Below are 22,639 nucleotides of genomic sequence, written 5' to 3'. Positions count from 1 at the left end.
CAAATTTAAAAAATGTTTGTTCCCCAGTAATGAAAAAAATGAATTTAATTCTCATAAATAACTGTAAAGTGGTAAAAATTTCGTTTTGGGTGTAATTTAAAATCTTAAGTTAATGGGTATGGGGTGGAACCCTTTCCTTGTTTAGACCGGATATCCGCCTGTTGGCGGTGGCCAAGCACTAAATAATCTGCGAATCAGCACAATTTCTCCTAAATGGTAGGAGTTATGAGATGCAATATTCCGTAGAACACCGCCAGGGGTTTCACCAGGCCATTCCTCCAATGTTTTGTCCAATTGAACAGTTTGGGCGATCGTGCATGCCTGTTCAATCCCTTGAAGAAAATACTGAATAATCTGTTGCCACTCTTCCTCACTGCCAGGGCATTCTTCTTCAGGCCAGCTCTCTTTTACATGGGCAGGCAATGTAGGCTTCTTCCCCTGAGCGGATAATAAGAGAAAATCTTGCCAATAGGTCATGTGTTTCACTAATTGATAAATAGAATAAGGCAGTTCCTCTCGGCGCTTTCCCGCAAGCGCCACGTCTATATCCGATAAAGCATTCTTGATGGGAAGATGTCCTCGTTCTCCTCTTAACGATTTTACTAATGCCTGGCTAAACGCTTTATTTGATTGCTCCATAATAACTGACTCCCATCCTGTTTTATTTTCTAATTTGCTGATTTTATGATTCCGTCTTTTTTATATGTACTAAATAAATTATAGAAGCTTTACGACTATTAAGAGAAAGTAAAATAAGGCAAGAATCACTGACTTCTTAACGTACAGGAAATCGTAGGTTTTTATTTGATTAGTACCTTAATGTACAATTGTATTAACAGATAAATCAAAGGTTCGAATGACAACATTCAGGTCTGCGTTAATGTCAGCCACTTTTGATTTTAGCTTTTCCGATCCCTCCTGAATTTTATCCAATTGATTTTATTGTGAATGAACTATGAGTTGATTATAATAATTAGAGTGAACTCTAAGTCAAGAAAAAAATAATAAAAGGATAGTTATTCTATTGTGAGGGAGTTCGCGAAGCAAAAATAGCGCTACTATACTAAGGTCTTTCACGTGTTATAATGCGATAATTAAATATTCATATATACATAGTTTCTCAGAGTGATGCGATGTCATGTATGAGCTGTGTAACAACTAGAGGTGAGTGAAGGATGTTAACGTTTTTATTTGAGTTAGACAAGGCTATCCCGCAGAAGGATGAGCCACGGTATGCCGCTTATGCAAATGGCTTTATTGAAGGGGATTTAACAATTCGCGTGAGTGACAGCGTATTTTTTCAGAAGTCATGCATGAAGGTTGCAGAGCTTGGCATTTATTTAGGACAGTGGATGGAACAAGTGCAACATGGACAGAAAGAACAATTGAATTATGAAACGAGTGACCGTGAGGAAGTAATTCTCGGATTCGTATATGAAGAGGAAGATCAGTGGAGAGTTTTTTCCAGTTGGCAGCAATTTGAACTTCAAGAGCGTATATCAACTACAACATTAGTAGAGAGCGTCGGGCGCTATTTATATGAGCTAAATAAGGAACTGCGCGCGATAGGATATCCTGTGACGTTTGATCAGTACTTAAGAGGAGAGCGAATGATGCAGCTTTCTTATAAACGACTGTGTGATAGTAAAGCGGATACGACTTCAATAGAGGTTTACAATGGAAGCAAACAAGAAGGCGTAGTACGGGGTTATTATAAAAATGCGTTGATGAAAGTGCTAGACTTCATTCCGAAAGTTGGTAGTAATATCAATTACGAAATAAAGGATAGTAAGGATAATATTCGGATCATCGCAAAGGATGTAAGTAGGCGGCGCCAAAGAAAGATTTTAGTAACGTACATCGATAATGATGATGTAGAGCATGAAATAATGGTATGTGACGGAAAATTATTGGATGCAAATTTCTTATTTACCTTTACATATAAGACAGAAGAATATGTTGTTCACAAAAATTCACTTGGGATTGGAAAGCTATTACGAAAGGGCTATGTAATCGCAGATTGGAATATTCGTCTTGAGGAAGATATGTATTACATCGAGATGAATGTATATGATGAGGATTATATAGAGGATCAATACTTACTGTTAGGCGTATTTCATGCGGTTTTGTATGGGTGATAAATGAAAAGTACTGGTATTCTTCATGGGAAGGATACCGGTATTTTTTTATGTGGTTCTGGAAAAAGTACGGTATTTTCGTTGCAACATACTGGTCGCTTTGATGAATGCAGTGATAAAAACCATAAAAAATAGGCGTATCAAGCAAAGTGTTGATACACCTTAAAACTACATTGTTAAACAACATGCGTCGTCTAGTATATATTTAATTACTTTAGATTCAGTATTATGTATTAAACTTGGTGCTCTTTATTAATCCTCAAAAATAAAAACCTCATCAATCGTACTATGTAGTGCCCTCGCTATATCGTGAGCAAGTTGTAAGGAAGGATTATATTTTCCTTTTTCAAGATGGCTAATCGTTTCACGACGTACACCAACCTTTTTCGCTAAATCTTCCTGCGTCATATGTACTTTGGCACGATATTCTTTTATCTTCGTTACGAACGCCATGGTGCATCTTCCATTTCATCAACTGGTTTATCGTAAAAGAACATAGAGAATCCGAATGTAAGAATGAGTGTGCTGAAAATAAGAGCAATATCAATCTCTTGTAGTGTAGGATTCGGAAATAACATTTCAATAAACATAATGATAGCGGTAGTTAATAACGTAACGATAAAGGCGTTGCGGCAAGATTTATTGACGATTTGTTCAAAAAGCTCATCGTGATGAACTTTTCTATACGTCGTGAAAAAGGAGAAAAAACAAAACATAGTAAACAATCCTTTTTCATAAAAAAATCCGAGAAACCCAAAGAAACCGAGAAAACCTAAATATTTTATCCAAGTCGTTTTCATGATAGATTCTCCTTTCGATGTTAGCCTTCACCAATCGGGCGTTTACGGGTAGCAGGGCTCCCACCTAACTTCTTTGCTCCAGCCGAATTTTGAGGTGGGGGTCTTACTGCTCACAAATAGCGGGATAAATCACTATATGTTATAAATATATCACATATGGAAATTCATAGTAATAATAGTTTTACGATTTATTTCATAATAATAGTAAAAAAGGTTAAATATTCTGTAAAATAAAAAGGGAAATATCGTAAAATGGATGTAAGGAGGGGGAGGAAGAAATGTTAACTGGGATAATGATTGTTATATTACTTGTAGTTATTACTGTAATTGGAACGGTGTTAATTGGGCGAAATGGTGATGCGAATTATAGTAAAGCGACAACAGGAAATATTAAACGACTTACGATGATTTATATAATACTAGCCGTTGTTTTAATCGTTGGATTAGGAATTTATATTTATTTTAAAGGTTGAAAAAACTGAAAAATATAAAAATCTAAAAATATAAGTATGCTATAATGTTAATATAGTTAATTGGTAATTAAGGAAAGGATTGGATGTAATGATCGAAATTTTGAATGTGTCAAAAAGTTATAATGGATCTAACTATGCAGTAAAAGATTTAAGTTTATCTGTACCGAGCGGAGAAATCTTTGGGTTTTTAGGACCGAATGGTGCGGGTAAATCAACGACAATTAAGATGATTACTGGTATTCATGGGGTGGACAAAGGAACCATTACAATCAACGGTAAAGATATTATGAAAAATCCGATGGAAGCGAAGAAAACATTTGGCTATGTTCCAGATAGCCCGGATATGTTTTTACGATTAAAAGGGATTGAATATTTAAACTTTATGGCTGATATGTATGAAGTACCGAAGGAAGTAAGACAAGAACGAATAGAGTCATTAGCGAAGAAGTTTGATCTGTACAATGCTTTATCTGATCAAATTCAAAGTTATTCACACGGTATGAGACAAAAGATTGTTATTATCGGTGTGCTCGTACATGAACCAGATGTGTGGATTTTAGATGAACCGTTAACAGGGCTTGATCCGAAATCTGCCTATATTTTAAAAGAAATGATGAGAGAACATGCAGATAAAGGGAAGATTGTATTTTTCTCGACACACGTATTAGAAGTAGCTGAAAAAATATGTGACCGCGTCGCGATTATTAATAAGGGAAATCTTCAGTTTAAAGGGAATTTAAATGAAATGAGAGACCATTTTGAATCCAATGAATCACTTGAAAAAATGTTCTTGGAGATGACGGGAAATGAGTAAAATTTGGACGTTAACGAAAGTATTATTGAAATTAAATTATGCAGATTTCATAACAGATAAAAAGAAAAGATGGGCGTATTTATTTTCATTTGCAGCCATTTTATTTGTAGGTTTTTTAATATTCGGTTCGATGACCCATGGAATATATGAAGGAATGATACACCTCGGACAGGATCCAGGAATTGTTATTGCGATGGGATTAGCAGTTGCTAGTATATGGGTATTTTTGATGAGTATTATGAACATTTTAACAGTGTTTTACTATAGTAATGATGTTGAAATGTTGCTACCGTTACCGTTAAAACCAGCGCAAATTATTTCGGCAAAGTTCTTTACAGTGTTAATTACACAATACGTAATGAGCTCGTTTATTTTATTGCCTATCTTTATTACTTACGGTTTAAAGAGTGGTGCTTTCATTACATATTACATTTATATGATTGTCATTTACTTATTCTTCCCGATCATTCCGCTAGTTTTAGCTTCGTTAATTATGACAATTATTATGAGGTATACGAATATAGCGAAAAATAAAGATCGAGGAAGTATATTTATTGGAATCGTAAGTATACTATTTATCGTCGGAATCAATGTATTTATGCAATGGAGAAATAAAAGTGCAGTATCTGGAGCTGGAGATTCGGTTGCGAATTATCTTGCAAATAATGAATCCTCACTTTTCATACAAATGACAAATTATTTTCCAACTACATATTTTGGAGCGATGGGATTAGTAGAAAATGCATCGTGGAAGGGAATATTATACGTACTAATATACATTCTTATTTCTATCGCATTTTTCGCGCTGTTTTACTACATTGCAGAGCGTACATATTTGAAAGGAGTTATTGGACTTTCAACGAGTACAGCAAAGAAAGAGGTAATTTCAGCAGAAGGTTTACAGAAATCAACGGTACAAAGTTCGCATTTAAAAGCATATGTGAAAAAAGAATTTAAAACGTTATTCCGCACGCCACAATTTTTCTTAAATTGTATTGTGCAAACTTTCGTTATGCCAATTATGCTGTTCTTTGTTTTGTTTGTACAAGATGGAAATTTGAAATGGATTACAGGGTATATTGATAATCCAGAATCAGCAGGTTTCGCAATTGGTGTTGGCCTTTGTGCATCCTTATTTTTAATGGGGAGTAACGTTATTGCAACAACGTCATTCTCACGAGATGGAAGCTCTTGGTTTGTGAATCGTTACTTACCAGTAAAGGCTTCGGATATCTTTTTTGCGAAAGCAATAACTGCTTGGTTAATTAATGTGGTCATTTTAGCAGTATTCGGTATTACGATGGCAGTTGTAGCAGGTATTTCGCCAGTCTTCATGATACTTTGGTTCTTACTAAGTGCGAACGGTTTATTGTTAATTAATTTAATAGGTACACGCTGGGATGCACAAACTGCAGATATTCATTGGGATACAGAACAGAAATTATTTAAAAGTCGATATACAACTTTGTGGAATTTTTTAGCTAATATTTTAATAGCTTTAGTTATTGTAGCAGGTGTAAGTGTATTATACTTCTTCCTTCAAGTAGGACTTTGGATTATGTTTATCGTTTTATTTGTAATGTTTACGATTGTAAATTATATCTTTATTAAAATTTTAAAATTAGGCGCTGAGCGTATATTGTCAAATATTCAATAAGAAGGTAGATCCTCTGTATTCGTGCAGAGGATCTACGTATAGATGGAGGAGAAAAGGTGAGGAAAATAGCAATTGTAACAGGGGCAACTCGTCTGAATGGAATTGGTGCAGCTGTATGCAAGGTGCTTGCTCAAAAGGGGATAGACGTCTTTTTCACGTACTGGCCTCGGTATGATAAAGCGATGCCATGGGGAATGAATGATCAAGAGCCCTTTTTGTTGAAAAAGGAAATTGAAAGTTACGGCGTTCGATGTGAAATGGCAGAAATCAACTTATCGCAGTCTTATTCGCCTAATCGTGTATTGTTTATGGTATCAGAACGTTTAGGTGATCCATCTATTCTTATTAATAATGCGGCGTATTCTACTCCTACGAAAATTGAAGAGTTAGATGTAGAACAGCTAGATAAACATTATACGGTTAATGTTCGTGCTCCTATACTATTAAGTTCATTATTTATGAAATATTTTTCACTCAAAACAAGTGGTAGTATTATCAATCTTACTTCTGGGCAGTCACTAGCGCCAATGCCAGATGAACTGGCATATGTAGCGACAAAGGGAGCAATAGAAGCATTTACTAAGTCAGTTGCACCAGTAGCTATGGAGAAGGGGATTACAGTCAATGCTGTTGATCCAGGACCGACGAATACAGGATGGATTACAGAGGAATTACAGCATCATTTAGTATGGAAATTCCCGCAAGGTAGAGCTGGAGAATCGGTGGATGCGGCACGTTTAATTGCTTTTTTAGTAAGTGAAGAGGCGAAGTGGGTTACTGGGCAAGTCATTCATTCGAACGGTGGTTATTCATAAAAATATTATGTTAACAAGTGTTGAGAAATAAAAAAATTAGTAATTATTTTGTTTTTTTTATAAATAAAATGTCAAGAAAGATAAAAAATTGATAGGGGAGTATGTTGTCATTTGTAGATTGTAAATCTTCATGTGACAACATACTCTTTTTCTTTTGCTACAGAGGAGGAAAATGTAGTAGAAAAAACTCGAATATTAAAATGAATTTATCGTTTTTTGTACGTATTATTATGAAGATTACTGTCGGAAAGATGGTGATTCGTATGAAAAGGGATTTTTTAAGGGGAAATAGAATCGTAAAGAGGAGGATAAAGTGAAACTTTAATTAGTGAGGGGGTGTTTATTCCCCACTGATTATTAGCCTTCACCAATCGGGCGTTTACGGGCAGTTGATCTCGCACCTAACTTCCTTGCACTATCCGACTTCTGAGGTGGGAGTCTTACTGCCCGTTAATGCGGGATAAATTATATAAACATAGGGGGATTTATATGAAAATGAAAAAGGTCGCTATCGCATCAGTAGCAATTGGTACAATGCTTACAATGGCAGCTTGTAGTACCTCCACAGATAAAGATGCAGCAAAGAAGGATCAGGCAACTGCACAAAATGAAGAGCAATCGAAAACGACAAGTGCAGATGAAGCGTCAAAAACAACGAAAGATACTGAAAAAGACACAAATACTTCTTCGAATGAAAAAACAGATAAGGATGCAAAAAATACAAAGGAATCATCAGGAACAGAAAGTAACGGCAAAACAACAAAAGAAAAAGAAACGACAGGAAAAACGAATGATCAAACTACTAGCGGGAAAACAACAGATCAAAGCACAAGTACAAACAATAACGGAAAGACAGCAGATCAAAGTACAAGTACAAACAATAACGGAAAGACAACGAAAGATCCGAAGAAAAGCGTTGCTGTGAAAACAAATGTAAAAGAAGTCGTTACATTAATTGAAAGCTTGGACAAGCAATTAGCTGCAAATCCTAAGTTAGAAACAGTTAATAAAATCGGAAAACAAATTAATGAGAAGTGGGATGTCATTGAAAAAGAGTTAGAAGCATCACATCCGACTGAATATAAAACAATTGGCCAAAGTATGTATCCGTTAATTGTAGGAGCGGAGAAAGAAAAGATAGATGTTAATAAAATGAAGTCATTAACGACGAAAACGAAAAAGGATTTAAATCAATTATTGACGAAGCTTTCATAGTTTCAAAAGCCTACTCGTGTGAGTAGGCCTTTTTAGTTTGTTGAGGTAGTATGTGAGGCTAAAGTTGTTTCAAAACAAATTAAACATGATGAAACGGTGAATGAAGATGGAAGGCAAAAATTAAATAGCGCCATTTCAAAGTTAGAGGTACTGATAAAAAACGCTATAAAATAGTTATTTAATAAAAAGTAGTTAGCTGTTGCTAACTGCTTTGCTCCCTGAAGAGTCCTCGTTATGTAATTTAGATGAAGATATTAGCTATTAAAAATATAGCTCCTATCAAAATTAGAGATTCAAATAAAATCAAAAATTGGTTTTTCTTTGGCTTTTGAAATTCCTTTATTAAGCCAAATACTGCACTTATACCGAAAACAATATATAGACAGATTATTATGGTTTCTAACATTTTAAACACTCCTAATATATAGATATTTTAATTATACACCAAAAATAAAATTTATGTAAGATTTTAACAAAAACCTTATTTGAGGGTCATTTAAAAGGGATTAGGGATATAAAAAGGCTGTAGAGGATAAGCCAACTACAGCCTGAATATGAAAAATTTCATAAATAATCCACTTTAATTCAATATTCATAGTATGAAACATGAAGACAAAAATATATGCAGAGGTGAGGTGAATAAAGAATGTTTTTCAATTATTTTTACAATGAAACGCAAATGCGCCCTTTAGGAGGGCAGGGTCCTGCGCAAAGCACTATTCAAGCTGTTCATCATGCTATACAAGCACAGCAACAAGCATTACAAGCGCAACAAATGCAACAAAGTTATTATCCACCACAGGTGTATTACCCATCACAATCATATTACCCGATGTAGATTACACAAGAATGGAATTTGTTTTCGATCGTTACCGTATGAAACTGTATATGTTTTATAGCGAACAATGACAAAACAAAAATAGCTCTTTGATGGGGATAGGCTGCAAAAACATAAATTTCATATTTAAAAAAAGAAAAAAGATTGCCTGTATCCTAAGAGGCAATCTTTTTTGAGTTGTTTGTAATGGCTAATTACAGGTTTTAAATACTATTTAGTGTTATTTCTACTTTCCAAAACCTGCTCCATATTATTGGTCGCCCATTCCATCATTAAAAGGATAATTGGACGTAGTGACTCACCGAGTTCGGTTAGCGAATATTCTACTTTAGGAGGCACTTCACGATATACCTCCCGATGTACGATGCCATCTGCTTCAAGTTCTCTAAGTTGAAGTGTTAACATTCTCTGGGTGATATTAGGTTTCAACCTTTTTAATTCATTAAATCGTTTTTTACCATCTAACAAATGATAAAGAATAACCCCTTTCCATTTCCCACCAATAACCTCGACGATAGCTTCTACGGGACAAGAATATTTATTTAAAAATGGATAATTTATATCATCTTCTTTTGAACTAATCATAAAAAGACTCTCCCTTAACAATAGTATCTTTTTTGATACTATAGCACATAAATGTGCGTACTTGTAACGTTGATACTTAAAAAATATAATTTAGTTGAGTAATAAATTAATGAAAAGAGGATTTTTTATGACTAACACAAAACAAAAAATTATTGAGGCTTTTAACTTTAGACATGCATGTAAAGAATTTGATCCTATGAAGAAAATTTCAGAAGATGATTTTAAATTTATTTTAGAAACAGGAAGATTATCTCCTTCTTCTTTTGGATATGAGCCTTGGAAATTTATTGTGGTTCAAAATAAAGAATTAAGAGAAAAACTATTACCATATTCATGGGGAGCAGGTGGGCAACTTTCAACAGCAAGTCATTTTGTCATTGTTCTTTCAAGAAACATCAAAGATATGCACTATGATGCAGAGTATATTCAGCACATGATGAAAGATATTATTGGATTGCCTGAAGAAGGCCAACAAATGAGATATGAATTCTTCAAAAAATTCCAAGAATCGGATTTTAAATTGTTAGACTCCGAACGTGCTGTATTTGATTGGTCATCAAAGCAATCTTATATTGCTTTAGCTAATATGATGACTAGTGCAGCTCAAATCGGTATTGATTCTTGTCCAATGGAAGGATTCGATAAAGAAAAAGTAGATTCTTTACTTCGTCAAGAAGGAATTTTAAAAGATGATAATCTTGAGGTGTCAGTTATGGTTGCATTCGGATACCGTAAAGGAGAACCAAAATTTAATAAAACAAGACAAACTATGGATACTATTGTTGAATGGATTTAATAAGATAAATTTGTATCCATATAACGAAAAAAACGCTACCCTTTCTATAGAAAGGATAGCGTTTTTTTATGTCTGTTTTTAAATTTAGCGAGAATGCTTTGTGAATAGTTGAATTGCTTTTTCAGGGACATAGAATTTCCCGTTGCTTTCTACAACGATGCCTCCTAATTCATAATCTTTCCCACCAATATAGATAATGTTTTTATTAACAAACAATTTGGCCGCCGTATTATTGCGTTTTACTACAAGCACCGGGTTTCGTACATCTTTTTTGTCAATCGTTACAGTTGCACCAATTTGTTTAAAGGATGTTTCAGCATCTAAGAATAATTTCTTAGATAATTCTCCTAATTGAAAGCCCATTGCTTTGGCCATTATTTTCGCAACGTCTGTATTTTGGACTAAACCGTATGGCTTTTGAGGACCGTAAGAGTATAAGAATACATCTTCACCCGTATGACCACCAGTTGTAAAACCGATGTTCGCACGGTTGGCCAATAATTTAGTAAGGATTGGACCTACATCAGCTTTCTTATGTGCAGCGTTTAACTTTTCTCTTTCATCCTCAGTTAGGTTGTCTAAACCGTAAAGAGCAGCGACCTCTTTTATATTAGATAAATCATCTTTTAGTTTATTTGTAGCACCCTCAAGTGTCATTTCCGCCTTTTTCAGTGGAGCAATGTAAGCTGATACTGGTGTGGTATCATATCCTTTTGTGGTATTGCTGTTGCCAATGGAAATACCGCTATTACCATGATCCGCTAAAGCAATGACCATAGTGTTACCGTCTTTCTTCGCAAATTCTAATGCTTCTGTAACTGCATCATCAAACGCCAATATATCGCTAATCATCCCGATTGGGTCATTTGCATGTGCTGCCCAATCTGCCTTACTGCCTTCTACGAATAAGAAGAAACCATCTTTATCTTTTGATAATGTTTGAATGGCTTTTCTCGTCATCTGGGAAAGAGTTGGCTGATTAGGATTGGTTATTCTACGATCCATATCGAACGCAAGGGCAGTATTAGAGAAAGAACCCCAGATTTTATTTGATTTGGAGTTTAATAACGCATCTTTTGTTTCGACAAAGTCGTACCCTTTGTCTTGAATCACTTTTACTAAATCTTCGTTGTCTTTACGAATTCCGTTGCTTGTCGTAGGCTGAAGTGATGCCTTTCCACCACCTAATACAACTTCTATATTTTGATAAACTTGCTGTTCACCAAGTACTTCGAAATTTTTACGGTTAGCATGGTGGGCAGAGAAACTAGCTGGAGTAGCATGTTGAATTTCTGATGTAGCAATGATTCCTGTCGCGCGGCCGGAACGTTTTGCGCCTTCTAAGACGTTGGCAACTGGACGAAACTTGCATTCTTCTTTAATGGGTTCTAAGCCAGGTGAATTTACAACAGAAGGTAATACGCCCACGTAACCTGAATTTGATTTGTTTCCTGTCGCTAAAGCTGTGGCTGCTGGTGCAGAGTCCGTAATAGCTGATTCTGCCGAATACGTACGAACACCTCCGGATACAATTTGATCTAGTGCAAGAGGTGAGCCTTTATACCAACGGGCTAATGTTGTAGCCGAAGAACTTGTCCCATCTATAACCATGAAAATTACATTTTTAGGTTGCTTTCCTGCTTTTTTTACCTCAGCTTTTACCTCGTTATCGTTCATTATGATTCCTGTTGCTAATGTAAATAGTGCTATCGTTCCCGCTAATGTTAGTCCCATTATTTTTTTTCGAAGAGTAGTCATTGTGGTTCCTCCATAGGTCGTTTTCGATATCCAAATCTAACGTTCGTATGTAAACAAGATTTATTATTAGTAGTACCCTATTGCAACGAAACTAACAATAACTATGGAGTCAAAAAGTTAAATTTAAGCTACTTACTCAGCAATCGCTTCTCCTCATATAAAACCTCTGTGCACCCTTAGTTGTACGGTCTTTCTTATAAAAAGAATCTTCTTTTTATTTTATGGGAAACATTTAAAAAAGGATGGTGGGGACATGACAATTGATCGAGTTTGTACAATTGGGCCAGCGAGTAATAATGAAGAAACGTTAGCGCAGTTAATAAACAATGGTATGAAAATTGTTCGGTTAAATTTATCACATGGTACGCATGAAAGTCATAAAGACATCATGCGTTTAGTAAAATCGTTAGACGATTCTATTAAAATTCTAGGGGATGTACAAGGTCCTAAAATAAGATTGGGTGAAATGAAAGAAGAACAAATTACACTTGAAGCAGGAGAGTTATTTACTTTACATACCAATCCAGTTCAAGGGAATAAAGAAGAAGCAAGTGTTGATTATGTGGGGATTGCGAATGACGTGAAAGTTGGAAGTAGAATTCTTATTAATGATGGAGAAGTTGAGTTAATCGTTGAAAAGATAAGTTCGGAAAAAATAGAAACGAGAATAAAAACAGGAGGCAATATTTTCTCTCATAAAGGGGTGAACTTACCAGGTACAATTGTTAGTTTGCCAGCTATTACGGAGAAAGATAAAAAAGATATTCAATTTCTTCTAGAAGAGGAAGTTGATTTTATTGCGTGTTCTTTCGTTCGAAAACCTAGTCATATAAAGGAAATACGAAGTTTTATACATGAACATAAAGAAACATCTCCTAATTTAATTGCAAAAATAGAAACGATGGGAGCAATCGAGAATTTTCAAGACATATGCAACGAAGCGGATGGCATTATGATCGCAAGGGGAGATTTAGGTGTGGAATTACCGTATCAATTTATTCCACTGTTACAAAAAATGATGATTCGTGAATGTAATCGAACGAATACATATGTCATTACAGCGACACAAATGCTTCAATCTATGGTAGATCATTCTATTCCTACAAGAGCTGAGGTGACAGATGTATTTCAAGCTGTATTGGACGGGACGAATGCTGTTATGCTTTCTGCTGAAAGTGCGTCAGGGGAGCATCCAATCGAAAGTGTGAAAACGTTACGTCTCGTTTCGGAATTCGCTGAGCATGTGAAAAAAGATGGGCCTTTTGCGATGAAAGATGTACTGGAATTGCTGCATAAGTCTCTTTAGTTTATATAGAAGGATTTATCTCTCATCCTAAAAACGTACGGAAAGGAATCAGGATAGGAGGTGCTATTTTAGTATTTACTTACAGATTGAAAGGTGGCATTCCAGCTGCTTATATGAAAGAATCATTATGGGACATGGAGGTCTTTCGGAAATCTAAAGAAGGATTTTAAATTAATTAATCCAATTATCTCATTTAAAATATGTTCATTCCTATTCATAAATGATATCCTTATAGTTGAATACTTTTGCTGAATCAGCAAAAATTTGTTGTTCTTTCTGTATGAATTCAACTTTTTTATGGAAAGATATGTTAGTAAGTGTGCAATTTGAACGTTTTATTTTTTAGAGTATGATAGGAGGAGAATGAATATGGAAGCAATTGAAGTAGGCGAAATTTTTAGTCTTACCGATGAGAATAATGAAGAACAGGAAGTTGAAGTGCTTGGAGCGATGGATGTCGAAGGTGCAGAATACATTGCGGTTGCCTTTGTAGAAGACATTCAAACAGAAACTGAGGAAGACATTGATATCTTCTTTTTAAAAATAGAAGAAGATAATGAATTCTCATACATAGAGAATGACGAGGAATTTGAAAAAGTATCTGCGGCGTTCGAGAAGATTATGGACGAGCAAGAACAAGAATAATAATAAAAAGAGTTAGACAAAAAGAGGGAGATGCATATTTGCCCTCTTTTTTTATATGGTTGAAAATCATATTTATATCAATCGATAATTATATTATGTAAACTAAATGGTTTTTAATCCCGCTATTTGTGGGCAGTAAAACTCCCACCTCAAAATTCGGCTGGAGCAAAGAAGTTAGGTGGGAGATCAACTGCCCGTAAAAGCCCGATTGGTGAAGGCTAATAATCAGTGGGGGATGAACAACCCCCCACTGATTATAGTTTCACTTTATTTCTTCACTAGAAAAACCACCCAAATGAGGGTGGCGCTTATTATATATAGTTATTAAATGTGTTATTTTCCAAGGAAGAGAGGGGAATCTTCACTTCAGTACCTTCCTTCATATTACGCAATACAACTGTTTCTGTAGATAGTTCCTCTTCGCCAATAATAAGTACATACGGGATATTTTCTTTATTTGCATAATTAAGGGCACGTTTCAATTTACGTCCGGCTAGTTCAAGTTCGATTTTTAAGGAAGTAGTAGAACGCAATTGCTGGGCAATTTGTAAGCATTGTAATTCTGTCCCGAGTGGAATGATAAAAAGATCTGCTGTAGATGATGTTGTTGCTTTCTGTGATAGAGCTGTATAAATGACATCTAATCCGAATGAAATACCGACTGTTGGATAGTTCATATTATCACCACGGAATGCTCCGATAATATTATCGTATCGACCACCGCTACCGATGCTAGATGTAATCGTGCCATCTTTTAGAAAGATTTCATACACAGTGCCTGTATACATCGTGAGTCCTCTTGCTAAAAATGGATTGAATATCGTATTTTCATTTATTCCGAGAGCGAGTAAGTATTGCTGTAATTGTTGCAATTCGTTTACTCCATCGTCAACAAGTGTATTATTGAAAGTGTCTTTAAAGTCGGCAATAGTAAGTTTTAGGCAAGATAAAACAGTATTACATATTGTATCGGCCATTTCTACGGTAATCCCGCGCTCCAATACATCTTTTCGTACACCATCAATCCCAATCTTTTCGATTTTGTCTAATGATAAAATTACGTCACTCGTTAGTTCAGTAGGGATGTTAATCGCCTGAAGAATACCGTTTAACAATTTTCGGTTATTATATTGTATCGTTACTTCTAAGTTTAACGTTCGGAATAGTTCAAACGCCATGCTCATGAGTTCAGCTTCTGCCATGACAGATTCTACACCAACTATATCAACATCGCATTGAATGAACTCACGGAATCTTCCTTGTTTAATTGGCCCATCTCGAAATACTTTACCAATTTCATAGCGTTTAAAGGGTAGGCGGATGTTCGGATTCATCGCCACGACTTTTGCGAATGGAATTGTTAAATCATAACGTAAGGCAAGATCGCGTTTTCCTTGATCCTTAAGTGTATATATTTCTTTTAAAATTTCATCGCCACCACCGTACTTGTAAGACATAAGCTCATACATATTTAACGTTGGTGTCTCTAACGGTTTACAGCCATAACGTTCAAACGTATCTTCACATGCTCTTTTAATTTTGTTTCGCAATACTTGCTCCTCTGGTAAATAGTCTTTTGTCCCTTTTACATTTTTCATTTCCACTATAATCACTCCTCTTTTAAATTAAAAAAAGCTATGCAGGTATAAAAATACCCACATAGCTTTATGAACGCTTCGTGGGTCAACAGGAAAAGCCCTGTACCCACGAAGAAAAATTTTTCTTCGGATACACGGCGTTACGTATGATGATGAAGTTGGAAAGAAGTATTGAAAGTCCACATATGAAATCTCTCCTTAATAAGTTTTTTTCAAAGTATAACAGATGATTTTCGAAATATCAATATTTTCAGTTTTAAAGGAAAGCCTTTTAATTCCACAGTAGCTACAAGATATCTTCTGTTCGTGCCATTTTTACCGCCTCTTCACGATTGCTGACACCTAGCTTTGAATAGAGATTTGAACAGTAATTACGGATCGTTCCTTCAGATAAAAATAGCTTAGCAGCAATAGATTTATAGCGTAATCCTTTTGATAGATGCTCTAAAATTTCCATTTCGCGTTTTGTAAGTCCGTACGGGTAAGTTTGTTTAGTCGATCCGATTTTTTCCAATTGCTCACGTTGAAGTTTCATTTCCTCGAAAACTCGTGTAGCAACCGATTGATCGATCCAAGTCCCACCATTATAAATAAGCTTCAAGGCTTCCTTCATTTCTTGTGGATGAATAGACTTCAACATGTAACCTTCAGCCCCATGCTCTAGTGCAGTTGCTGCTTGTAAGGAATCTTCAAATGTTGTCATAAGAACAATTTTCATATTAGGCCAACGTCGCTTCATTTCTAGTAAAGCTTCAATACCATTCATTTCTGGCATTTGAATGTCCATTAGTACAATGCCAGGCTGTAATTGTTCACATAGTTTTAAAGCTTCAGCTCCATCGTGTGCTTTACCAACAACAGTAAAATCAGTGTGATGCTCTAAAATTTGCTCTAAACTATTTGTAATGAGTTCCTGATCATCAACGACCAATAAGCGAATTATGTTATGTACAAACTCTGTTTGTAATGGAATATTACAAACGATGAATGTTCCTTGCTCAGTACTAGAATGAACAGATAATGTACCGTGAAATTGTTCAAGTCGTTCTTTCATTCCGCTGAGGCCAAAGCCAAATTGAATTTCTTCCATTCCAATACCGTTATCTTCAATTTGCAATCGAAGTTGTTGTCCGTCGAAATGCAGTTGAACGGATATGGCGCTCGCTTTACCGTGCCGAACAGCGTTTGTTAACGACTCCTGAAGACAACGATATAGGCAGAAATTCACTTTTTGCATCACAAGAGTTTCATTGCCAATCGTACGAAATGTAACGGTTGTACCTGTAGATTTTATAAATTCTTCTGTTAATTGTTGCAGTGATTCACTTAATGAATTACTAAGTGGATTATGAGATAGCTCGTGTAGATGCTTTCGAATGTCATCTAGACTATGCTGAGCAATGCTGATAAGTGAATCAATTCTTTCAAACTGTGAATTCGGTACTGATGATTTTAGTGATGTGACGCCAGCGATGAGAGAAGTAAGTGTATGACCAATTGTGTCATGTAGCTCATGTGACAATCGATTACGCTCTTCTATGAGAGTAAGCTCTTCAATCCTTTTAATATGTTGTTCTAATAGTAGTTTTTGCTCTTCAATAATTCGAGATTGTTTATGATACTGAATTAATATATTAAAAGAAACGCCAATGGCAAAACCGATACTACAACTAACAATCATTTCGTATGGCGACCGCCCGGCAATCAAGGCGTTCAATAATGGGAATACAAATCCACAAAAAATACCGCTCCATATATAATTATTTTGATTACTACATAGGCCAATAGTGATTACGAGTAAAATGAAAGGCCAAAGTAAATTTGGGGCTACGGATGCTAAATAAAGATAAAAACAACCTGCGGTGATAATATCGAATGCAGGGTACCATTTTGTTTTCTTATATCGAATAATTAATGGTACAAGGTAAACGACAAAAGCGAGAGCAAGTACGATTATACTTGACGTATGAATGAATGATGGAAACATAAAATTAGTACCGATGATAATGAATAGCCAAAACGTTCGTACTAATATAAATATCCAATCATACCAAAACCATTTTTTTGTGAATGAGAACATAAATTATGCACCTACTTATATTTTAAGATTAATTATCTAATGATTCAGATTCATCATGTAACATATCTTTTAAATCGTCAATAGAAAGACAGACAACAAAGCATGTCATATGAAGCAGTTGACAGTTTATCACATGTTTTATGTGACAGAGGTGTACATAGTGTCACGAGTAAATTAAAGCATTTTGTCACTATGTTATTTAACAATATTGAAGTTAAGGTGAGGGAGTGAGGCAACAGAAAAATTCAAAATAATAGGAGCGATGTATAATGAAGTTATTTTTCTTAAAAAAAGGAACGGCCCTTACTTTAACAGGGACTATATTGGTTGGAGCGTTAGCGATACCTTCTCATGGAAACATACATGCGGTAAACAAAAAGATATCAACTGAGCAAGTTGTCGATAAAGCTGCCGATACAAAAAATATTCCAGGAGTCATTGTTACTGTGAAAAATGGAGAAGCTAGTTGGTCATATGCTTCTGGTGAAGCAAATATTGAGAGGAATCATAAGGTAGATGTTGACTCTGCTTTCAGGATCGGGAGCACAACGAAGACGTTTGTAGCTACAGTTGCATTGCAGCTTGCTGGAGAGAAGAAACTAAGTCTAGATGATACGGTAGAGAAATGGTTGCCGGGACTTATAAAAGGGAAAGGCTATGATGGTAACAAAATTACGATTCGTCAATTATTAAATCATACAAGCGGAATTGCAGATTACTTGACTCCAAATCTTAAAGCGAAATTAATAGAGAATCCAAGTAAGAATTATAGACCGGAACAATTAATTTCCCGTGCCTTAGAATTAGAACCGGTAAAAGGCTGGTCATACTCGAATACGAATATGGTTATTGTAGGATTGATTATTCAGAAGATAACAGGGGAATCATATACCGAGCAGATAAAAAAACGAATTATTGAACCTCTTAGTTTAAAAGAAACAGTCCTTCCTGGAAGTTCGATGGATATTCCGAAAAAAAATGCCCGTGGCTACTTGAATACGGGAGATAAATTAGTAGATATTACTTTGTTTAATCCATCAGTTGCTAATGCTAGTGGTGAAATGATTTCGACAGGAGAAAATATGACAACGTTCTTCCGTGCCTTATTAAGTGGTAAACTACTGACACCGGAGATACAGAAGGAAATGGTGACTAACACAGTTGATACCCCATTAGGAAAGTATGGGCTTGGCATTCACGCAACAAAATTGCCAGACGGTACTGAAGTATGGGGACATGGTGGTGGTATTCCTGGTTTTACTAACTTTGCTGGTGGAACGGAAAATGGTCAACATGTTATCTCGATAAACATTAATGTATTAGGAGCAGAAAAACAGATTAACAATATATTAGCTTCAGAATTTGCAGAAAAATCAAAAAAGGAACCTGCGGATAAGGAAAAGAAAAGTAAGCATAGAGAAGAAGTAAAATACGTAATGGATCGAGTAGTAACGAATAAAAAAATCCCAAGTGTTATAGCTGGCGGATTAAAGGATGGAAAGCGGTGGTCTTATGCTACAGGGACGGCAAGTTATGAAATACCACGCCCAGTGGAACCGAATTTTTCATTCCGTATCGGAAGTATCACTAAGGCATTCACAGCTTCTGTTGTACTGCAATTGGCTGAAGAGAAACAATTAAACCTTGATGATTCAGTCGAAAAATGGTTGCCAGGAGTCGTACAGGGTAACGGATATGATGGAAATAAAATTACAATTCGTCAGTTGTTGAATCATACAAGTGGAATTGCAACCAATATAGATAAGGATATGCGAGATCTTACACTGCCCCAAAACCCATTTCGGTACTATAGTACCGATGAACTTATCAGTTTAGCACTTGCAAAGCCGCCTGTATTTGCACCAGGGGAGGGCTGGGACTATTCGAACACAAATACTGTTATAGCTGGGAAGATTATTCAAAAGGTAACAGGAGATACGTATGCGGAGCAAATTAGAAAAAGATTCATTGAGCCACTGGGGTTAAAAGAGACATTCGTAATGGAAGCAAGTCCGCACATACCAGGTGAACATGCTACAGGATATAGTATGGATAGATCGGGTCGTTTATATGATTTGACAGAAATAAATCAGTCATGGGCGAATGCAGCTGGAGATATGGTTTCAACAGTGAAAGATTTGACTACCTTCTTCAGTGCACTGTTGGGTGGAAAGCTTCTAAATCAAGAGCTAATGGATCAGATGTTCAAAACAGTAGATTCACCTATAGGTAAGGTTGGACTAGGAATTTATGAAGAAAAAACACCGGACGGACAATCATATTGGGGGCATGCTGGTGGGACTTATGGATTTGAAACGAGGGTCGGTGGACCTATTGGAGGAGAGCATATTTTAGTAACTGCTATCAATGCAGTAGGTCCAGAGGTTATTGAGGGGAGGGATAAAATATTTAATAAGGAGTTTGGACGTTAAATGTAAAACCGACATCAAGCCTTTTATTTGAAGGTGAGAGTCGGTTTTCTTTTTGCTCTCTTAGTACCTTTAAGTTGAGGATGAATAATTAAAGTTTTACTTTAAATTGAACAATATGTGAAGTTTTGTAGGAGAATTTGAAAAAGGTGTATAATAAAAGGAAAATTAATGATGTGAAATAAATTTCTATGTATTAAAAGGAGAAGCTCATGAAAAAAGATAAAACAAATGCGATGCGAATATTAGATAAAGAAAAAATTGAATATTCCATGATGTCATACGATCCAAACGATGGGAAAATTGATGGCGTATCAGTTGCTGGGAAAATTGGTAGAGAAGTGAGAGAGGTATATAAAACGCTTGTCGCTCAAGGGAATAGTAAAGATTATCATGTTTTTATAATCCCAGTAGATGAGGAACTAAATTTAAAAGCAGCTGCAAAAGCAGTCGGTGAAAAAAAGATAGAAATGATTCCTGTTAAAGATATTACGAAAGTGTCAGGGTATATTCGCGGTGGTTGTTCACCAGTAGGAATGAAGAAGTTATTTTCTACATGTATTGATGTGAGTGCCCAATCGCTTGAAACGATCATTGTAAGTGGCGGGAAAATTGGCGTGCAAATTGAGCTGAAAGTTGATGACTTGGCGAAAGTGACGAGAGCGCAGTTTGGTGAAGTAACGAAGTAAATATACATAGGGAAAGAAGTCCTAGTTTTATTAAATTCAGATAATAATTTATAGGATAGTTAGTCCATTATGAGGGCGGATTATCCTTTTTTATTTACATAATGAATGAAATTAAAAGAGATTGAATTTTTAGTTTAATCAGTATAATATGGATGTGTAATTTTAATCATTTGTTTGGCTTTAGGAGGAGTACAATGCCTCGTTGCAAGGACTTTAAATAAACAAGCAGAGTTACTCTTAAAGATAGACAAAGGACGGGAGAGTGTTTTAATGAGGGTTCAAGAAATATCCATAAGAAAGCACATATTGGGGGATGCCAGTATTTTGGAAAACCCCCACGCTAAGAGCATACAAGATTTTATACAGTTTTTTGGCTAATCCAGTAACAAACAAGAGCCCTAAAACCATGCCAGGATAGGAATGTATAAAAAAATGTATAGATTCATAGAACTAAAAAGAAGGTTCCCTTGTGAGAGCAGGGTTATCCTTTTTCCTTGCTACCGATAATGAGATGTTACGTTAACTGATCATGTATACAATATGCAACTAAAATCAAACAACATATCACCTCTCTCAAATGGTAAAATTGGGAAAAGGGATATTCTAAATAATACCTTTAGAAACCACTATTTATCACATAGAAGTTACCGAAAAAAGAGATGAAAAAGAAAAAAAGTAAGAGGGGGGCATAAGTGAAATATATTAATGGATTGTACATATCACTTATATTGATGATGTTCATTAATTTACTTAATATTACAATGTTTGATAATAAATACTCAGGGATAACAATGTATATCTCTTCCGTTATATTCACAATTGGAAGCGCATTTTTCATAAATGCAAAACGACTTAAAATTAGTGAGAAAAAATAAAACCTCTTGCAACTCAAAATCACTTAAGTCCTTCAGTTAAATAATCTGAAGGACTTTTAATAGTTTTCTAAATACATTGAGTCCCGATAATAGGACGTTATGTTAATTAGGGATGTATGGAATGTACATGTCACTTTTTATATCTACAACATGATATACTGGGAAAAAAGGGAAAGAAGTGATTGGATTGAAGATTAAAACATATATGTTAAACGCCTTCACTAAAAATACAAAAGGTGGGAATCCAGCTGGGGTTGTTTTAGACACAAAGGATCTTACAACAAAAGATATGCAAGCTATTGCAAACAAACTAAATTTCTCCGAAACTGCCTTTGTACTTCCTTCTGTAAATTCAGATTACGAAATTAAATATTTTACACCAAATGAAGAAGTTGCTATATGTGGACATGCTACAATTGCTACTTTTTCCTTATTAGCCCAAATGAAAGAAATAAATTCAAAAGTGTATACAATAAAGACTAAAGCGGGGATGCTTAACGTAAAAATTGACGAAAATAAAATGATATCTTTACAACAAAATCTCCCTAATTTCCTTACAACACTTCCTTGTAAAGAAATTATTGAATCTTTAAATCTAGATGAAGAACAACTAATACCTGATATGCCTATTCAAATCGTATCTACAGGTTTACACGATATTATTATACCTGTCAGAAAACTTTCAGACCTGTTAAAGATTATTCCTGATATGAAGAGGATTGCTGAAATAAGTAAGAAATATAATGTAATTGGTTATCATGTATTTACACTGGAAACACTATATAATTCTACAGCTCATTGCAGAAACTTTGCACCTTTGTTTAATGTTCCAGAAGAAAGTGCCACTGGTACATCAAATGCAGCACTAGCATGTTATTTAATAAAACAAAATAAAAATTTAAAAAAACATAATACCTTCACTTTTGAGCAAGGATATGTAATGGATCAGCCTTCAGAGATTATTGTAAATGTATCAACTGATTTTAATAATATTACAGATGTTCACGTAGGAGGCTTTACTTCTAATTTTCAAGAAAAATATATTATTATTTAAGAAAAATACCTTCCACTTTCGGAAATTATGTAAATAAGCTGTTCACTGGATTCTCATAGAAAACTGTGGTGAGA

The 22,639-nt window shown here is 35.2% G+C and carries 21 protein-coding genes; 14 read left to right on the top strand and 7 right to left on the bottom strand.

All coding sequences use genetic code 11. From position 1 onward, the window contains the following. Positions 1-141 precede the first annotated feature (141 nt). Complete coding sequence (locus tag DET63_RS04045; protein WP_002128293.1) at positions 142-639, bottom strand: DinB family protein; 498 nt, start codon at positions 637-639, stop codon at positions 142-144. Between the two features lie 536 nt (positions 640-1,175). Between DET63_RS04045 and DET63_RS04040 the strand changes: the two genes are divergently transcribed. Next, on the top strand, positions 1,176-2,138 hold the full coding sequence (locus DET63_RS04040; protein WP_113935930.1) for a tubby C-terminal domain-like protein: 963 nt from the start codon (positions 1,176-1,178) through the stop codon (positions 2,136-2,138). 252 nt (positions 2,139-2,390) lie between these two features. Here the strand turns inward: DET63_RS04040 and DET63_RS04035 are convergent, their stop codons facing one another. Continuing rightward, positions 2,391-2,591 (bottom strand): helix-turn-helix transcriptional regulator, encoded by a 201-nt coding sequence (locus DET63_RS04035; RefSeq protein ID WP_002084410.1) that lies wholly within the window; start codon positions 2,589-2,591, stop codon positions 2,391-2,393. Then, positions 2,579-2,938: a DUF3796 domain-containing protein gene (locus DET63_RS04030; RefSeq protein WP_113935929.1), complete on the bottom strand. Its 360-nt coding sequence runs from the start codon at positions 2,936-2,938 to the stop codon at positions 2,579-2,581. The genes DET63_RS04035 and DET63_RS04030 overlap by 13 nt, the downstream gene beginning before the upstream one ends. Before the next feature lie 278 nt (positions 2,939-3,216). Between DET63_RS04030 and DET63_RS04025 the strand changes: the two genes are divergently transcribed. From DET63_RS04025 to DET63_RS04000, 6 genes are all read left to right on the top strand, one after another. Continuing rightward, positions 3,217-3,411 (top strand): hypothetical protein, encoded by a 195-nt coding sequence (locus tag DET63_RS04025; protein ID WP_002066080.1) that lies wholly within the window; start codon positions 3,217-3,219, stop codon positions 3,409-3,411. A gap of 88 nt (positions 3,412-3,499) precedes the next feature. After that, the gene (locus tag DET63_RS04020; RefSeq protein ID WP_002066081.1) at positions 3,500-4,225 is read left to right on the top strand and encodes an ABC transporter ATP-binding protein; all 726 of its coding nucleotides are present in this window, start codon (positions 3,500-3,502) and stop codon (positions 4,223-4,225) included. After that, positions 4,218-5,882: a putative ABC transporter permease subunit gene (locus DET63_RS04015; RefSeq protein WP_113935928.1), complete on the top strand. Its 1,665-nt coding sequence runs from the start codon at positions 4,218-4,220 to the stop codon at positions 5,880-5,882. The genes DET63_RS04020 and DET63_RS04015 overlap by 8 nt, the downstream gene beginning before the upstream one ends. 56 nt (positions 5,883-5,938) lie before the next feature. Next, positions 5,939-6,697, top strand: coding sequence for an SDR family oxidoreductase (locus tag DET63_RS04010; RefSeq protein ID WP_113935927.1), 759 nt, complete (start codon positions 5,939-5,941; stop codon positions 6,695-6,697). A 489-nt stretch (positions 6,698-7,186) separates the two neighbouring features. Then, the gene (locus DET63_RS04005) at positions 7,187-7,912 is read left to right on the top strand and encodes a hypothetical protein (RefSeq protein ID WP_016091803.1); all 726 of its coding nucleotides are present in this window, start codon (positions 7,187-7,189) and stop codon (positions 7,910-7,912) included. Between the two features lie 646 nt (positions 7,913-8,558). Beyond that, positions 8,559-8,750 (top strand): DUF3947 family protein, encoded by a 192-nt coding sequence (locus DET63_RS04000; RefSeq protein ID WP_113935926.1) that lies wholly within the window; start codon positions 8,559-8,561, stop codon positions 8,748-8,750. Between the two features lie 210 nt (positions 8,751-8,960). Here the strand turns inward: DET63_RS04000 and DET63_RS03995 are convergent, their stop codons facing one another. Next, on the bottom strand, positions 8,961-9,335 hold the full coding sequence (locus tag DET63_RS03995) for a winged helix-turn-helix transcriptional regulator (protein ID WP_000625800.1): 375 nt from the start codon (positions 9,333-9,335) through the stop codon (positions 8,961-8,963). A gap of 109 nt (positions 9,336-9,444) precedes the next feature. On the opposite strand from DET63_RS03995, the gene DET63_RS03990 reads away from it, so the two are divergent. Further along, positions 9,445-10,131 (top strand): NAD(P)H-dependent oxidoreductase, encoded by a 687-nt coding sequence (locus DET63_RS03990; RefSeq protein WP_395921515.1) that lies wholly within the window; start codon positions 9,445-9,447, stop codon positions 10,129-10,131. Positions 10,132-10,215: 84 nt separating this feature from the next. Here DET63_RS03990 and DET63_RS03985 read toward each other — a convergent pair whose 3' ends face one another. Then, positions 10,216-11,889, bottom strand: a complete 1,674-nt coding sequence (locus DET63_RS03985) for an alkaline phosphatase (RefSeq protein ID WP_113935924.1) — start codon at positions 11,887-11,889, stop codon at positions 10,216-10,218. A 253-nt stretch (positions 11,890-12,142) separates the two neighbouring features. On the opposite strand from DET63_RS03985, the gene DET63_RS03980 reads away from it, so the two are divergent. Together DET63_RS03980 and DET63_RS03975 are read left to right on the top strand one after the other, a co-directional pair. Beyond that, positions 12,143-13,195, top strand: a complete 1,053-nt coding sequence (locus tag DET63_RS03980; RefSeq protein ID WP_113935923.1) for a pyruvate kinase — start codon at positions 12,143-12,145, stop codon at positions 13,193-13,195. Positions 13,196-13,558: 363 nt separating this feature from the next. Continuing rightward, complete coding sequence (locus tag DET63_RS03975; protein ID WP_003190466.1) at positions 13,559-13,840, top strand: DUF1292 domain-containing protein; 282 nt, start codon at positions 13,559-13,561, stop codon at positions 13,838-13,840. Between the two features lie 311 nt (positions 13,841-14,151). Here the strand turns inward: DET63_RS03975 and DET63_RS03970 are convergent, their stop codons facing one another. Together DET63_RS03970 and DET63_RS03965 are read right to left on the bottom strand one after the other, a co-directional pair. Beyond that, positions 14,152-15,447 (bottom strand): histidine--tRNA ligase, encoded by a 1,296-nt coding sequence (locus DET63_RS03970; protein ID WP_113936102.1) that lies wholly within the window; start codon positions 15,445-15,447, stop codon positions 14,152-14,154. 277 nt (positions 15,448-15,724) lie between these two features. Then, positions 15,725-17,518 (bottom strand): helix-turn-helix transcriptional regulator, encoded by a 1,794-nt coding sequence (locus DET63_RS03965; protein WP_113935922.1) that lies wholly within the window; start codon positions 17,516-17,518, stop codon positions 15,725-15,727. 269 nt (positions 17,519-17,787) lie between these two features. On the opposite strand from DET63_RS03965, the gene DET63_RS03960 reads away from it, so the two are divergent. The 4 genes from DET63_RS03960 (at position 17,788) to DET63_RS03940 (ending at position 22,565) form a co-directional block, all read left to right on the top strand. Beyond that, positions 17,788-19,950: a serine hydrolase domain-containing protein gene (locus DET63_RS03960; protein ID WP_113935921.1), complete on the top strand. Its 2,163-nt coding sequence runs from the start codon at positions 17,788-17,790 to the stop codon at positions 19,948-19,950. 209 nt (positions 19,951-20,159) lie between these two features. Continuing rightward, the gene (gene ybaK / locus DET63_RS03955; protein WP_113935920.1) at positions 20,160-20,636 is read left to right on the top strand and encodes a Cys-tRNA(Pro) deacylase; all 477 of its coding nucleotides are present in this window, start codon (positions 20,160-20,162) and stop codon (positions 20,634-20,636) included. A gap of 692 nt (positions 20,637-21,328) precedes the next feature. Beyond that, positions 21,329-21,511 (top strand): hypothetical protein, encoded by a 183-nt coding sequence (locus tag DET63_RS03945; protein ID WP_000875167.1) that lies wholly within the window; start codon positions 21,329-21,331, stop codon positions 21,509-21,511. Positions 21,512-21,698: 187 nt separating this feature from the next. Further along, positions 21,699-22,565, top strand: a complete 867-nt coding sequence (locus DET63_RS03940) for a PhzF family phenazine biosynthesis protein (RefSeq protein WP_113936101.1) — start codon at positions 21,699-21,701, stop codon at positions 22,563-22,565. Positions 22,566-22,639 lie beyond the last annotated feature (74 nt).

Source organism: Bacillus sp. DB-2 (assembly GCF_003315125.1).
Lineage (GTDB): Bacteria > Bacillota > Bacilli > Bacillales > Bacillaceae_G > Bacillus_A > Bacillus_A mycoides.
This window is presented reverse-complemented; position numbering and strand designations above follow the sequence as displayed.

Coding starts and splice junctions, on each gene's coding strand:
- DET63_RS03990 (WP_395921515.1), top strand. CDS start 9,445: ATGAAAAGAGGATTTTTTATGACTAACACAAAACAAAAAATTATTGAG.
- DET63_RS03995 (WP_000625800.1), bottom strand. CDS start 9,335: ATGATTAGTTCAAAAGAAGATGATATAAATTATCCATTTTTAAATAAA.
- DET63_RS03980 (WP_113935923.1), top strand. CDS start 12,143: ATGACAATTGATCGAGTTTGTACAATTGGGCCAGCGAGTAATAATGAA.
- DET63_RS03975 (WP_003190466.1), top strand. CDS start 13,559: ATGAATATGGAAGCAATTGAAGTAGGCGAAATTTTTAGTCTTACCGAT.
- DET63_RS04030 (WP_113935929.1), bottom strand. CDS start 2,938: ATGAAAACGACTTGGATAAAATATTTAGGTTTTCTCGGTTTCTTTGGG.
- DET63_RS04035 (WP_002084410.1), bottom strand. CDS start 2,591: ATGGCGTTCGTAACGAAGATAAAAGAATATCGTGCCAAAGTACATATG.
- DET63_RS03985 (WP_113935924.1), bottom strand. CDS start 11,889: ATGACTACTCTTCGAAAAAAAATAATGGGACTAACATTAGCGGGAACG.
- ybaK (WP_113935920.1), top strand. CDS start 20,160: ATGAAAAAAGATAAAACAAATGCGATGCGAATATTAGATAAAGAAAAA.
- DET63_RS04040 (WP_113935930.1), top strand. CDS start 1,176: ATGTTAACGTTTTTATTTGAGTTAGACAAGGCTATCCCGCAGAAGGAT.
- DET63_RS04005 (WP_016091803.1), top strand. CDS start 7,187: ATGAAAATGAAAAAGGTCGCTATCGCATCAGTAGCAATTGGTACAATG.
- DET63_RS03965 (WP_113935922.1), bottom strand. CDS start 17,518: ATGTTCTCATTCACAAAAAAATGGTTTTGGTATGATTGGATATTTATA.
- DET63_RS04025 (WP_002066080.1), top strand. CDS start 3,217: ATGTTAACTGGGATAATGATTGTTATATTACTTGTAGTTATTACTGTA.
- DET63_RS04015 (WP_113935928.1), top strand. CDS start 4,218: ATGAGTAAAATTTGGACGTTAACGAAAGTATTATTGAAATTAAATTAT.
- DET63_RS03960 (WP_113935921.1), top strand. CDS start 17,788: ATGAAGTTATTTTTCTTAAAAAAAGGAACGGCCCTTACTTTAACAGGG.
- DET63_RS04045 (WP_002128293.1), bottom strand. CDS start 639: ATGGAGCAATCAAATAAAGCGTTTAGCCAGGCATTAGTAAAATCGTTA.
- DET63_RS04000 (WP_113935926.1), top strand. CDS start 8,559: ATGTTTTTCAATTATTTTTACAATGAAACGCAAATGCGCCCTTTAGGA.
- DET63_RS04020 (WP_002066081.1), top strand. CDS start 3,500: ATGATCGAAATTTTGAATGTGTCAAAAAGTTATAATGGATCTAACTAT.